This is a genomic window from Frigoribacterium faeni, from assembly GCF_007988805.1.
GTDB classification, from domain to species: domain Bacteria; phylum Actinomycetota; class Actinomycetes; order Actinomycetales; family Microbacteriaceae; genus Frigoribacterium; species Frigoribacterium faeni.
The window spans coordinates 75,238-88,719 of sequence record NZ_BJUV01000010.1; the positions used below are offsets into that span (position 1 = coordinate 75,238).

The window sequence follows — 13,482 nt, forward strand, 5'->3', positions numbered from 1 at the left end:
ATCGACTGGTCAGAAGATGCTCTTCGTGCGCTCGGGAAGAGCATCTTCTGACCACTCGACGAGGCCCGAAGGCCGCGAGAGTCGATCGCACGCCGGAAGTCGAGCATCGAGCGCCGAGGGTCGAGCATCGAGCATCGAGGGCCGAGCGACGAGCGACGAGCGCCGAGGGTCACGAGAGACAGCGCTCGACCCGGGCCACGAACTCGAGGGCGCGACGCCCGCGCAGGTCGTCAACCGTGCACCGGACCGTGCGCCAGCCCGCGTCCGCGAACCGCTCGCGGCGGAGGATGTCGCTCCGGAACCGACGACGATCCCGTCGGTGCTCGTCACCCTCGTACTCCACGGCGACCTTGCACCACCGGAAGCGGAGGTCGGGCTTGCCGAGGTAGCGCCCGCGAGCGTCGTACGTTCGTCGGTTGATCTCGGGCTCGGGCAGGCCGGCTCGGGTCAGCAGCAGACGCATGTCGGTCTCCCGCGGAGACTCGACCCCTGCCCGCACCGATGCCATCGCCTCGCGCACCCTCGCGATGCCCCGAACCGCGCCCGCCTCCGCGATCGCGTCGACGAGCTCACTGAGAGGCCGCTCCCGCGCAGCCCTGTGAGGAGACCACGAACCGGCCAGGGCGTCACCGACGCGGATGAGCTCGTCGAGGGTGAGCAGACCACCCGAGCGGACCCACGCCGACAGAGGATCCTCCACCGGCAGCCCCTCCAGCACGACGATCCCCGAGACGCGGTGCGGGCCCGACGACAGCGGCCCTGCCGCCGTCAGCGGTAGCGGCGCGGCGGGCTTCACCGCGAGCTCGGGCGTCGACGCGAGCGCGACGGCCTGCACGCTCGCCGCCGGCAGGAGCTCGGCGGCGGGTGCGGGCGGGCTGGACGGCGAGGCTCGGTGGCCCACGACGCCGGGGCGGCGCGGGCCCCGACCGACGAGGGTGCTGACGTGCAGCGGCTCGGCTCCGATGTCGACTCGCGAGGGGACGGGCAGCCCCCACAACCCCAGAGCGGTGACGTGCGAGAAGCGCCAGCCGTCGACCATCACCGGCCGCAGAGCCTCTGCTCGGCCCCGCACCGTGCCGGCGTCGAACGTCGAGGACGTCCCGTCACCACGGGCAGGCGCGAGTGCACCGCCGCCGGATGCGACGCGCACACCCCGATGAGGAGCCGCCAGGTCGGCACCCCTCAGCCGGCCGACCCCGACGCCCGAGGTGATCCCCTCGGCACAGGAGAAGGGTCGTTCGGCGAGCGGGCGGGGTAGCGGGATGCGGGGCATGGGACGACCCTCGCCTCGAGAGGTCGACCCGCGCCTCCTCGGCTCGTCGGATTGTGGATGGACTCGCCTACGCCCTGGCCGGGGAGGACTCGCCGACTCCCCCTGTGGACGATCGAGTGGTCGGAAGATGCTCTTCGCGCGCGCCGGAAGAGCATCTTCTGACCACTCGAGCGCGAGCTACGAGCGCGACGAGCGCGCGAGCGCGAGCGCGAAAGCGCGCACGACGAAGGGCCGCCCCCCGAGCGAACCCGGGCGGCGGCCCTCACGTACTGCGGCGCAGACCTACTGCAGGTACAGCTGCAGGTCCTGGCTGACGGCCTTGGCGAACATGCGCAGGCGGGCGCGGCTCTCGACGCGCGAGACGGCCTGACGCGACGAGTGGACGCGCTTCGAGATCTCGTCGAGGGTCATCGGCTGGTCGTCGTCGAGGCCGAAGCGCATGCGGATCACGCGCGCCTCGTCTTCGGGCAGCGTCGCGACGAGGGCGTGCATGTCGCGGTTCAGCAGCGCGTTCTCGGTCGCGGCGGTGGGCGACGGGGTCTCTTCGTCCTCGATGAAGTCGCCGAGCTCGCTGTCCTCGGCGTCGCCGACGACGGTGTGGATCGAGACCGGCTCGTGCGAACGCGACTTCAGCTCGACGAGGTCGGCGACCTCCATGGCGACCTCTTCGGCGACCTCGTCGACGGTGGGCGCGCGGCCCAGGTCGACGGTGAGGTCGCGCTCGGCACGCGAGATGCGGTTGATGCGCTCCACCGTGTGCACGGGGATGCGGATGGCGCGCGCCTTGTCGGCGAGGCCGCGGGCGATCGCCTGACGGATCCACCACGTGGCGTAGGTCGAGAACTTGTAGCCCTGCGTGTAGTCGAACTTCTCGACGGCGCGCACCAGGCCGAGGTTGCCCTCCTGGATGACGTCCATGAAGGGGAGGCCGCGCTGCGTGTAGCGCTTGGCGATGCTGACGACCAGGCGGAGGTTCGCCGTGATCATGCGGTCCTTGGCACGCTCGCCGTCGTGCTGCAGCCAACGGAGGTCGCGGAGCATCTCGGCGTGGGCCTTGGTGCGGACCTTCTTGATCGCGTCGGCGGCCTGGAGTTCCTTGAGCTTCTCGCCGGCGAACAGGCCGACCTCGATGCGGCGGGCGATCTCGGTCTCTTCAGCGGCGTCCAGCAGCGGCATGCGGCCGATGTGGCGGAGGTAGTCGCCGACCTGGTCGGTCGAGGCACCGCGTACCTGTGACAGAACTTCGACCTCGGCATCGTCTGCAGTGACGGTCGTGGTCTCGCTGCTCGTGTTGCGCATGGTGACGGAGGTGTTCGTCATCGTTTTCTCCCTGCTTCGAGTGCTGACTTCTAGTCCGTGTCGAATAGTTCGTGAAGCTCTTCGGCGTACTTGAAGTCTGGCGCGACTCCAGTTTCACTCCGATGTCATTCAGGCTCTTCACAAGCTTTCTCGGAGGGCGCATCCAGGGTTTCGAGCGATTCGGGGTACGAAGGACAGCCGACTTTGACGGACACCCCGGTGCGGGTGTAGACCCCCTCGGCTCCCGCGACGGGGTACAGCCCCCAGCGCGTTCACACCCGGATCGTTGCAAACACGGGGATCGGAGGGGATGGCGGGCCACTCACCGAGACACCCTGGGGGACGACCGGTCGACAAGCACATTTCGCGCGAAACCGTTCATCTTTTCTTGGCCGGACGTCCGCGTTCCGTTCGGTTCGCGGACAGGGGGACAATGCCGAATGCCCGCCGGACGAGTCGGGCGGGCATTCGAGAAGGCACCAGAAGGGAGCCGAGGAGGCGCTACGACGTGGCCGCGCGACGGTCGCCGTCGAGGTGGTCCGGTCCGCGACGGTCGGCGGCCTGGCGCTCGGCCTCGCGGTCGGCGGCCTCGACCTTGGCGCGCTCCTCGGCGTCGATCTTGGCGTACGCGGAGCGCTCTGTCCGGTCGGCGCGGATGAGGGACCGCACGACGAACCAGAAGATGAGGCCGACCACGATGGTCGGCGTGATCGAGAAGATCAAGGCTCCTACGTACGATTCAGGCACGCGACAAGGGTAAGCGCTCCGAGCCGGGAATCGGCACCGAACCGGGGAGGCGCCCTGCGCGGCTCCGACGACCCGCGCCTCCTCGGGCTGGTGGGGTCACCCGCCGACGGACCGGCGCCCGGCGGACCGGCGCCCGACAGGCCGCTACTTGACCAGCGGGAAGAGGATCGTCTCGCGGATGCCGAGGCCGGTGATCGCCATCAGCAGGCGGTCGATGCCCATGCCCATGCCGCCGCTCGGCGGCATGCCGTGCTCGAGCGCCGTGAGGAAGTCCTCGTCGAGACGCATGGCCTCGACGTCTCCGCGGGCGCCCAGGGCGGCCTGCTCGACGAAGCGCTCCCGCTGCACGACGGGATCGACGAGCTCGGAGTACGCGGTCGCGAGCTCGAATCCCCGCACGTAGAGATCCCATTTCTCCACCACACCCGGCTTCGAGCGGTGACTGCGCACAAGCGGGCTGGTGTCGACGGGGAAGTCGGTCACGAACGTGGGACGGTCGAGCGTGCCCTTGACGAAGTGCTCCCACAGTTCCTCGACCAGCTTGCCGTGCGTCTCGTGCGGCACGACCAGGTCGACCGACTCGGCGAGCTCCTGCAGGTCGGCGACGCTCGTCTCGGGCGTGATGGTCCGCCCGGCGGCTTCGCTGAGCGACTCGTACATGGGCAGCCTCCGCCATTCGCCGCCGAGGTCGTACTCGGTGCCGTCGGCGAGGGTGACCAGGTGAGAGCCGGCCACCGCCATCGCGGCGTTCTGCACCAGCTCCTGCGTGAGGCGGGCCATCTGGTCGTAGTCGCCGTACGCCTGGTACGCCTCGACCATCGCGAACTCGGGCGAGTGCGTCGAGTCGGCGCCCTCGTTGCGGAAGTTGCGGTTGATCTCGAAGACGCGGTCGATGCCGCCGACCACGGCGCGCTTCAAGAAGAGCTCGGGCGCGATGCGCAGGTAGAGCTCGGTGTCGAACGCGTTGCTGTGGGTCTGGAACGGCCGGGCGGCCGCACCGCCGTGCATCGTCTGCAGCATCGGCGTCTCGACCTCGAGGTACTCGTACGAGTCGAAGGTGCGGCGCAGCGACGACACGGCGGCGGCACGGGCACGCACGGTGAGGCGGGCCTGGTCGCGCACGATCAGGTCCAGGTAGCGCTGACGGACCCGGGTCTCCTCGCTGAGCTCGCCGTGCAGGTTGGGCAGCGGCAGGATCGCCTTCGACGCGATCGTCCAGTCGGTGACCATGATCGACAGCTCGCCGCGACGCGACGAGATGACCTCGCCCGTGACGAAGACGTGGTCGCCCAGGTCGACGAGCTCCTTCCAGTCGGAGAGCGACTGCTCGCCCACCTCGGCGAGCGAGACCATGGCCTGGATCCGGGAACCGTCGCCGGCCTGCAGGGCGGCGAAGCAGAGCTTGCCCGTGTTGCGGGCGTGGACGATGCGACCGGCGAGACCGACGACGTCACCCGACCGGCTGTCGGTCTCGAGCTCGGCGTACCGGGCGCGCACGGCGCCGATCGTGTCGGTGACGGGCACGCCGACGGGGTACGCCTCGCGACCGGAGTCGAGCAGCCGCCGGCGCTTCGCGAGCCGGACCTGCTTCTGCTCGGACGCCTCGCGCGCCGCCTCGGCGTCGCCGTCGGTCGATGCGGCGTCGGGCGAGGTGGTGTGGTCGGGCGAGGCGGTCATGTGTCAGCTGCTCCAGCGAGAAGAAGGAAGGTGGGAGGCACGGGGCCGTCAGGCGCGCGGGTCACCGAACGCGGACGACCCGTCGTCGAACGAGGCCACGTCGATGGTACCGGGGCCGACCGAACCCTCGGCGATGCCGAGGGCGCGGTCCATGGCCGATCGGACCAGCGGGGCGATGAGACGACCCGGCTCGGGCATGCCGAGCTCGGCGAGCAGCCCCACCGACTGGGTGACGATCGCGGCCGAGAACTCGGTGGCCGTCGCGACCGCCTCGGCGTAGCGGGGCCGGTCGGCGTCGGCGACCAGCACGGGTTCGGCGCCCATCTCGACGACGAGCGCCTGGCCGATCGGCTGGACGGCGACGGGCGCCGTCACCGCGCAGTAGGCGTCGCGCAGTCGCACGAGGTCGATCGTGGTGCCGGTGAAGGTCAGGGCCGGGTGGATCGCGAGCGGGATGACCCCCGCGGCGAGCGCCGGGCGCAGCACCTCGAGTCCGTGCACCGGCGACGTGTGGACGACGAGCTGCCCGGGCTGCCAGCCGCCGGTCGCCGCGAGTCCCTGCACCAGGTCGGCCAGCTGGTCGTCGGGCACGGCGAGCAGCACGAGCTCGCTGCGCTCGACGACCTCCTGCACGCTCAGCACGGGCACGCCCGGCAGGATGGCCTCGGCCCGGTCCCGGCTGCGCTCGGAGACCGCCGAGATCCCGACGACCGCGTGCCCGGCGGCGGCCAGCGCCGCCCCGAGGATGGGCCCGACGCGGCCGGCGCCGACGATCCCGACGCCGAGGCGTCCACTGCGTTGCGGGCTCATGCCGGGGGCTCCTGGTTCTCGGGGCGGGTGGGGATCTCGCGGGGTGTGGCATGTTCGGACGCGGCAGGCGCGGCCGACTCGGACGCGGCAGGCGCGGCAGGCGCGGCAGGTGCGGCAGGCGCGCCCGGCTCGAACGCGGCGGGCGCGCTCGACTCGGGCACGGCAGGCGCGCTCGACTCGTCCTCGCCGCTCTCGACGGCCTCGACGGCCTCGACGGCCTCGAGCCAGCGGTGCGTGCGGTCGGCGCGGGCCGCGCCCACCGCGTCACGGGCCGCGGTCTGGAAGAACTCGAGGGCGTCGCGTTCGTCGAGCGCGCCGATCTCGGCGGTGATCGGACCGTGAACGGTGTGCAGGCCCACCGATGCGAGGCGGAGCCGCCGGAGCAGGGGGCCCTGCTGCAGGGAGACGCTCTGCATGCGCGGAAGCGGCACGATCACGAGTCGACGCCAGACGGCCCCGGTGCGCAGCAGGACGGCTCCCGGCGCCGAGCGGAACCCGTTGCGTCGCCACGAGAACCAGCGCAGCACGGCCGCGCGTCGGGGCGAGACCGTGAAGCCGCCCTCGGCACCCCGCGACGTGAGCCCCTCCTCGACGATCGACACCGTGCGCGCGGCGTGCTCGCCGGCCGCCTCGCGGAACTCCTGCGCGGCGCCCGCCGGGTCCGAGGCGACGGGCTCCGTCGACCGGGCCGGCGCCTCCTCGGCTCCTCCGTCGGCGGCGGCGACGCCGACGAGCTCGGGCAGCACGAACTCGAGCACCCGCCGCACGTCGGTGATGTCGCCCACCGGCAGCAGGCTGGTGTTGCTCTGGCCGTCGGCGCCGTTGGTGCTCGACCGCGACGCCCGGTTGATCGAGATCTCCCACCAGCCGAAGGGCCGCCACAGCAGGGGCTGGCTCACCTTGACCGAGTGGATGCGACCGGGCGGCAGGGTCTCGTTCGTCGTCGAGAACAGCCCGTAGCCGAGCCGGATGCCGTCCCGCGTCGAGGCGATGCTGAACCTCAGCGACTTCGAGATCCGGTTGACGAAGAACCCGCCCGAACCGAGCAGGGCGGGCAGGAGGGCGAAGAGCAGGAAGTACTCGCCGGTGACGGCGATGCTGATCGCGACGGCGATCGCAGCCGCGACGATGATCAGCGTGTAGCCGCTCAGCAGCACCGAGCCGATCAGCCGTCCCGTGTCGAGCCGGACCACGGACTCGGGGCCCGCCTCGGCGGGATCGAGCTCGGGCGCCAGGAACTCGTGGGCCCGCTGGTCGACGATCCCGCCCAGTCCGGTGCGGACCGCGCCCTCGTGCGTGCCGGGGGCGTCGTGACCGGCGTGAGCCGCGCCTCCTCGGCTCGCGGTCTCGGGACGCTGGGCCCCGGAGGCGCGTCGCAGGATCTCGCGTCGGAGGTCGTCGGCCGCGGCGCCCCGGAGATACGCCAGCGAGACGTTCGCGTCGTTGCCCGCCTGGTTCACCTCGAGACGGGCCGCGCCGAACACACGCGCCAGCAGCGGCCGCTGGATGTTGATGCCCTGGATCCGGTCGAGCCGCGCGCGGCGGTTCGTGCGGAAGACGATGCCGCTGCGCACCTCGACGATCTCCTCCGTCACCCTGAAGGTGTTCATCCGCCAGGAGAGCCAGAACAGGCCGACCAGCGCGGCGATGACCACGACGACGGCGAGCAGGATCAGCCCCAGCCACCCGTGCTCCCACACGTAGCCGAACGGATCGCCCTCGTCGGGCACGTCGCCCCGAGGGCCGCCGTCGCCGCCGGGCAGGAAGAACCCGACGACGAAGTCGCGCGCGTTGTTGAGGATGATGCCGAGCACGACGACCAGCGCGATGCCGCCCTTGAGCAGCGGGGTCGCGGGGTGCAGCCGGTGCCACTCGCCGTCGGTGAGCTCGGCGACGACGGGGCGAGGCGGGAGGTCGCTCACAGGCCCGCCCGGCGCGATTCGGCCAGGCCGACCAGGCGGTCGCGCAGGGCGTCGGCGTCGGCGGCCGGGACCCCGGGGATGGTCACCCCCGACGAGGCGGCGGCGGTGACGAACTTGAGGTCGCTGAGCCCGAGAGCTCGCACGACGGGGCCGCGGTTGATGTCGATCAGCTGCATGCGCCCGTACGGCACGGCGACGAACCGCACGAACATGACGCCCTTGCGCAGCAGCAGGTCGTCCTCACGCAGCTGGTACCGGATCGACCGCACGCGACGCGGCGTGAAGGCGGCCACGAGGGCGAACGCGACGACCACCGCGGCGGTCAGGGCGTACGCCCACCACTGCTCGAAGAACCAGAAGAGCATGGTCGCGCCGGCGGCGACGAGCCCCGTGACGATCCAGCCGATCAGCTCGGGCCAGACGTACCGCGGCGAGACGCCCGTCCAGTCGGCGTCGGCGATGTCGAGTCGATCCATGTCGGCGGTTCCTCCGGTCGTCGCGGGCGAGGCGGCAGCTGCGGTCAGACCGGTTGCGCCCCGGGCCCGCCGTCGTCGTCGTCACCCGGCGGCACCGTGCACATGCGCTCGGCGACGATCCCCGCGGCGAGGAGGGCGAGGCCCCCCACGACGGCGATGATCGTGGGCACGAGCGAGCCTAGCGCCACGCTCACGCCCCGGGTCAGCATGAACAGGAGCACGCCGCCCGCCGCTCCGCCGAAGAGGGCGCCCGACAGGCTGCTCGCCTTGGCCAGCAGCAGCACCCGGGTCGCGTAGTACGGATCGATGCGCTCGGTGCTGGTGCCGCGGGCGACCTTGCGGACCGGCACGGCCATGCTGACGACGATGCCGCCGATGGCGAGCAGCACGAGGCCCAGGGGCACGGGCGGCACGATCGCCGCCTGGCCGTTCGCCACGAGGATCGAGTCGAGCACGAAGCCCACGGCGAGCGCGACGACGCCGAGCCCGATCAGGGTGGCGGGGCGGGTGTGCTTCACGAGGGTCCTCCGTCGTCGCGTCGGTCGTCAGGCGCAGCGAGCGCGGCGGGCGCGGCGGGCGCGGCGGCGTCGCCGGCGCTCGGACCCGAGGAGGCGCGGGTCGGCTCGAACAGCCGCGTCGCGCCCGGTACGGGCCGCGTCCGGTCGGGGAGCCGCGCGATGAGGTCGGCGACCCTCCCCTGCCGGCCGAGCCGCGCCTCCGGGTCGATCTGCGCCCAGGGCTCGAGCACGAACGACCTCTCGGCGGCGCGGGGGTGCGGCACGGTCAGCCGGTCGGTGTCGAGCTCGAGGTCGCCGAGCAGCACGATGTCGAGGTCGAGGGTGCGGTCGCCCCAGCGGACCTCGCGCGTACGACCGTGCTCGGACTCGATCCGGTGCAGGGCGTCGAGCAGGTCGAGCGGGTCGAGCACGGTGTCGACGATCGCCACCGCGTTGAGGTACTCGGGGCGGGTCTCGTCGAGCCCGTCGAGGGTCAGCGCGACCGACGACACCGGGGTCGAGGCGTCCACGACGATGATGCCGGGGGTCGCGGCGAGGGCTGCGACGGCGTCCCGGAGCAGCTCGCCTCGGGCGCCCAGGTTCGACCCGAGGGCGATGACGGCGCGACGGGTCGTGTCGTTCACGCGCGCTCTCGCACGATGGTGATGGACACGTCGCCGAACGGCACGGTGATCGGGGCGCCGGGCTTGTGGACGGTGATCTCGGCCCGGGCCGCGGCGGGGAACGCCAGCACGACGCCCGCCAGCCTCTCGGCGAGGGTCTCGATGAGGTCGACCGGGTCGTTCTCGACGGCCGCGACGATCTGCTCGGCGAGGACGCCGTAGTGGACCGTCCGGTCGAGCTCGTCGGCGGCGGCCGCGGCGGTCGTGTCGAGGTGCACGACGGCGTCGACGACGAACTCCTGGCCGTCGCGGCGCTCGTGGTCGAAGACGCCGTGGTGCCCGGTCGCCCGGACCCCGCTGAGCCGCAGCACGTCGAGTCCGCGGGCCACCAGCGGAGACGGAGCAGGGCGGTCGGAGCTCATGCGTGCCTCGCGGAGCGGGTCGGGGCGGCGCCCTGCTGCCAGGCCTGCCAGACGTCGAGTGCGGCGCGGGTGGAGGCGACGTCGTGCACCCGGACGGCCCACACCCCGGCCTGGGCGGCGAGCACGCTGATCACGGCGGTCGCGGGGTCGCGGTCTTCGGCCGTGGCGCCCTGCGGCAGCAGCTCGCCGAGGAACCTCTTGCGCGAGGCCCCGACCAGCAGCGGCATGCCGAGGCGGGCGAGCTCGTGCAGGCTCGCGAGCACCTGCCAGTTCTCGGCGGCGTCCTTCGAGAACCCGACGCCGGGGTCGAGCACGAGCCGGTCGGGGTCGACGCCCTGCACGACGAGCTCGGCGACGCGCTGGCGGAGCTCGTCCCTGACCTGAGCGGCCACGTCGTCGTACTGCGACCGGTCGGTGCCGTCGAGGTGCCCGCGCCAGTGCATGGCGACGAACGTCCGGCCGGTGTCGGCGACGACCTGAGCCATGAAGCGGTCGGCCAGCCCGCCCGAGACGTCGTTGACGATGTCGGCGCCGGCCTCGACCGCCGCGTAGGCCGTCGCGGCGTTCATCGTGTCGATGCTGACGCGGACGCCCTCCGACGCGAGTTGGCGGATCACCGGCAGGACGCGTCGCTGCTCGTCGATCGGATCGACCCGGTCGGCGCCCGGCCGGGTGGACTCGCCGCCGACGTCGATCACATCGGCTCCGGCCGCGACGAGGTCGCGGGCGTGCGTCAGGGCGTCGTCCACGGCGACGTAGCGTCCGCCGTCGCTGAACGAGTCGGGGGTGACGTTGAGGATCCCCATCACGAGGGTCCCGGTCCGGGACCGGGGAGCCGCCGCCCGGTCGGCACCGGGCCGGACCACGGAGATCGCGCGGGTGGCCACGTCGGGTTCGCGCGGCGTGACGGCGGCAGTCGCGGCGGCGGAAGGCGTGACGGCGACAGGCGCGGCGGCAGGCGCGGCGGCGGAAGGCGTGACGGCGACAGGCGCGGCGGCGGCCGACGACGTGGGCCGCTCGTCGGCGCCGCGCACCGGAGGCACGACCAGCGTCGGGGCGGCATGCGACCCGACCCGGGTGCGGTGGGCCGCCTGCTCGCGGTCGTCGATCGGGCCGTCGAATCGCCCTCCGGCGATGAGGCGGCGTCCGGAGGCGCGGCGCACCTCGCGCGGTTCGCTCACCGTCGCGGGGATCACCGGATCGGGAGCGGGAGCGGCAGTGGTCGCAGAGGCGGCGGCCGGGGCCGACGTGGGCGCCGCAGCCGCCGGGGCCTCCGTGGCCGTGGCGGTCACGGGTCCACCGGGTGTGCGGGTGGCGGGCGTGTGCGTGACCGGGGGCAGCTGGGCCGGGGGTCGCACCGCGGCGCGTTCTCCGAGCGAGAGCACGAGGCGCCGCTCGCTGCCGGCGGCCGGGGCGCTGGCGGGAGGCGCGTCGAGAATGACCGGATCGGGATAGCGTTCGCGGCCGCGCGGCCGCTTCCAGGCGCGACCCGCGGACGGCTCGTCCGGCGCCCTGTGGGCGCCGCTCGGCGTGTCGGTCACGAGTCGGTTCCTCCGATCGGGGCCACGGGGTTCGGGCGTGGTCGCCTCCCAGGGTAGCGACCACGCCGCGCCCGTTCGAGCCCGGCGTGGTCGCCCCTGGTCGACGGCTACGCGGTGGCGATGCCGGGGGTCGTGCGCGGCGGCCGCTGACGGGTCGGCTTCGTCTCGGGCTCGGAGCCCACACCGCCGTCGACGGCCTCGGCGTCGACCGGCGACTTGCTCGGCATGGGGATCGCCGGGCGGTCGGAGACGGGCCGCTTGTCGCTCGAGAGCCACTGCGGGCGTTCGGGGAGCTTCTTGACGTCCTTGAAGATCTCGGCCAGCTCGTCGTGGTCGAGGGTCTCCTTCTCGAGGAGCTCGGCGGCGAGGTGGTCGAGGATGTCGCGGTTGTCGTTGATGACGGCCCAGGCCTCGTCGTGGGCCTGTTCGAGCAGCACGCGCACCTCGGCGTCGACCGTCTCGGCGATGTTCTCGGAGTAGTCCCGCTGGCCCATGTCTCGGCCCATGAACTGCTCGCCCGAACCCTGACCGAGCTTGACCGATCCGACCTTGTTGCTCATGCCGTACTCGGTGACCATCTTGCGAGCCGTGCCGGTGGCCTTCTCGATGTCGTTCGAGGCGCCGGTGGTCGGGTCGTGGAACACGAGCTCCTCGGCGACGCGGCCGCCCATCGCGTACGTGAGCTGGTCGAGCAGCTCGTTGCGCGTGACGCTGTACTTGTCTTCGAGCGGAAGGACCATCGTGTAGCCGAGCGCACGGCCGCGGGGCAGGATCGTGATCTTGGTGACCGGGTCGGTGTGCCGCATCGCCGCTGCCGCCAGGGCGTGACCGCCCTCGTGGTAGGCGGTGATGAGCTTCTCGTGGTCGTTCATGATGCGGCTGCGGCGCTGCGGGCCGGCCATGACGCGGTCGACGGCCTCGTCGAGGGCGCGGTTGTCGATCAGCTGGGCGTTCGAGCGAGCCGTGAGCAGCGCGGCCTCGTTGAGCACGTTGGCCAGGTCCGCACCCGTGAAGCCGGGCGTCTTGCGGGCCAGGACCTCGAGGTTGACCGAGGCCGCCAGGGGCTTGCCCTTGCCGTGCACCTCGAGGATCTGCTTGCGGCCGTCGAGACCGGGCGCGTCGACGCCGATCTGGCGGTCGAACCGGCCCGGGCGCAGCAGGGCGGGGTCGAGCACGTCGGGACGGTTGGTCGCGGCGATGAGGATGACGTTGGTCTTGACGTCGAAGCCGTCCATCTCGACCAGCAGCTGGTTGAGGGTCTGCTCGCGCTCGTCGTTGCCGCCGCCGACTCCGGCGCCGCGGTGACGTCCGACGGCGTCGATCTCGTCGACGAAGATGATCGCGGGCGAGTTCTGCTTGGCCTGCTCGAAGAGGTCGCGGACGCGGCTGGCGCCGACGCCGACGAACATCTCGACGAAGTCCGAGCCCGAGATCGAGAAGAAGGGCACGCCGGCCTCGCCGGCGACGGCGCGGGCGAGCAGGGTCTTACCGGTGCCGGGAGGGCCGTAGAGCAGCACGCCCTTGGGGATGCGGGCGCCGACGGCCTGGAACTTCGCGGGCTCCTTCAGGAACTCCTTGATCTCCTCGAGCTCCTCGATCGCCTCGTCGGCCCCGGCCACGTCGGTGAACATCACCTGCGGCGTCTCCTTCGAGGCGAGCTTCGCCTTCGACTTGCCGAACTGCATGACCTTGCTGCCGCCACCCTGCATGGACGACAGGAGGAACCAGAAGATCACGCCGATGATGAGGAACGGCAGCAGGATGCCGAGCAGGGACACGAACCAGTTGCTCTGGGTGACGGTGTCGTCGAAGTTCTCGAGGTCGGCGTCGGTGATCGCCGTGACGACCTCTTCGCCGCGCGGCGTCGCGTAGTAGAACTGCTCCTGCTTGTCGCCGTCCTTCAGGACGAGGTCGACGCGCTGCTCGTTGCTGAAGATGGTGGCCGATTTGACGTCGCCGGCACTGATGGAGGCGAGGCCCTTCTGGGTCGACACCTGCGTCGTGCTGGAGGAGCTGATGACGCTCCATCCGATGCCGATGCCGATCACGGCGATCAGGATGTAGATGATCGGGCCGCGGAAGAGTTTCTTGAAGTCCATGTCAGTACGGGCGGAGCCCGACACCTTTCTGCAGGGAGACGTGAGCAAAAGGGTACATCGGGCCGCCTTTGGGCCGGATGGGTGTTCGCCGTGGGC

General features: G+C 72.0%; 12 protein-coding genes. All 12 read right to left on the reverse strand.

Annotated features, from left to right (window positions below; genetic code table 11):
- Nucleotides 1–169: 169 nt before the first annotated feature.
- The 12 genes from FFA01_RS06595 to ftsH all read right to left on the reverse strand — a co-directional run bounded on the left by FFA01_RS06595 (nt 170) and on the right by ftsH (nt 13,386).
- Nucleotides 170–1,273 (reverse strand): hypothetical protein, encoded by a 1,104-nt coding sequence (locus FFA01_RS06595; RefSeq protein ID WP_146854235.1) that lies wholly within the window; start codon nt 1,271–1,273, stop codon nt 170–172.
- A gap of 282 nt (nt 1,274–1,555) precedes the next feature.
- The gene (locus FFA01_RS06600; RefSeq protein WP_146854237.1) at nt 1,556–2,593 is read right to left on the reverse strand and encodes a sigma-70 family RNA polymerase sigma factor; all 1,038 of its coding nucleotides are present in this window, start codon (nt 2,591–2,593) and stop codon (nt 1,556–1,558) included.
- Between the two features lie 480 nt (nt 2,594–3,073).
- Nucleotides 3,074–3,319 carry a hypothetical protein gene (locus FFA01_RS06605; protein ID WP_146854239.1) on the reverse strand — a complete coding sequence of 82 codons (246 nt, stop codon included), beginning with the start codon at nt 3,317–3,319 and terminating at the stop codon, nt 3,074–3,076.
- 144 nt (nt 3,320–3,463) lie between these two features.
- Entirely contained in the window at nt 3,464–4,996 is a 1,533-nt protein-coding gene (gene lysS, locus FFA01_RS06610) for a lysine--tRNA ligase (RefSeq protein WP_146854241.1), read from the reverse strand.
- A gap of 48 nt (nt 4,997–5,044) precedes the next feature.
- Entirely contained in the window at nt 5,045–5,806 is a 762-nt protein-coding gene (locus tag FFA01_RS06615) for a Rossmann-like and DUF2520 domain-containing protein (RefSeq protein WP_146854243.1), read from the reverse strand.
- Nucleotides 5,803–7,728 carry a PH domain-containing protein gene (locus tag FFA01_RS06620; protein ID WP_146854245.1) on the reverse strand — a complete coding sequence of 642 codons (1,926 nt, stop codon included), beginning with the start codon at nt 7,726–7,728 and terminating at the stop codon, nt 5,803–5,805. Before FFA01_RS06620 ends, FFA01_RS06615 begins: the two co-directional genes overlap by 4 nt.
- Nucleotides 7,725–8,204: a PH domain-containing protein gene (locus tag FFA01_RS06625; protein WP_146854247.1), complete on the reverse strand. Its 480-nt coding sequence runs from the start codon at nt 8,202–8,204 to the stop codon at nt 7,725–7,727. Before FFA01_RS06625 ends, FFA01_RS06620 begins: the two co-directional genes overlap by 4 nt.
- A gap of 44 nt (nt 8,205–8,248) precedes the next feature.
- Nucleotides 8,249–8,722, reverse strand: coding sequence for a DUF3180 domain-containing protein (locus tag FFA01_RS06630; protein ID WP_146854249.1), 474 nt, complete (start codon nt 8,720–8,722; stop codon nt 8,249–8,251).
- Nucleotides 8,719–9,345 carry a 2-amino-4-hydroxy-6-hydroxymethyldihydropteridine diphosphokinase gene (folK, locus tag FFA01_RS06635; protein ID WP_146854251.1) on the reverse strand — a complete coding sequence of 209 codons (627 nt, stop codon included), beginning with the start codon at nt 9,343–9,345 and terminating at the stop codon, nt 8,719–8,721. Before folK ends, FFA01_RS06630 begins: the two co-directional genes overlap by 4 nt.
- Nucleotides 9,342–9,746, reverse strand: coding sequence for a dihydroneopterin aldolase (folB, locus tag FFA01_RS06640; RefSeq protein ID WP_146854253.1), 405 nt, complete (start codon nt 9,744–9,746; stop codon nt 9,342–9,344). The genes folK and folB overlap by 4 nt, the downstream gene beginning before the upstream one ends.
- On the reverse strand, nt 9,743–10,552 hold the full coding sequence (gene folP / locus FFA01_RS06645; RefSeq protein ID WP_146854288.1) for a dihydropteroate synthase: 810 nt from the start codon (nt 10,550–10,552) through the stop codon (nt 9,743–9,745). The genes folB and folP overlap by 4 nt, the downstream gene beginning before the upstream one ends.
- A gap of 842 nt (nt 10,553–11,394) precedes the next feature.
- Nucleotides 11,395–13,386, reverse strand: a complete 1,992-nt coding sequence (gene ftsH / locus FFA01_RS06650) for an ATP-dependent zinc metalloprotease FtsH (RefSeq protein WP_146854255.1) — start codon at nt 13,384–13,386, stop codon at nt 11,395–11,397.
- Nucleotides 13,387–13,482: the final 96 nt, after the last annotated feature.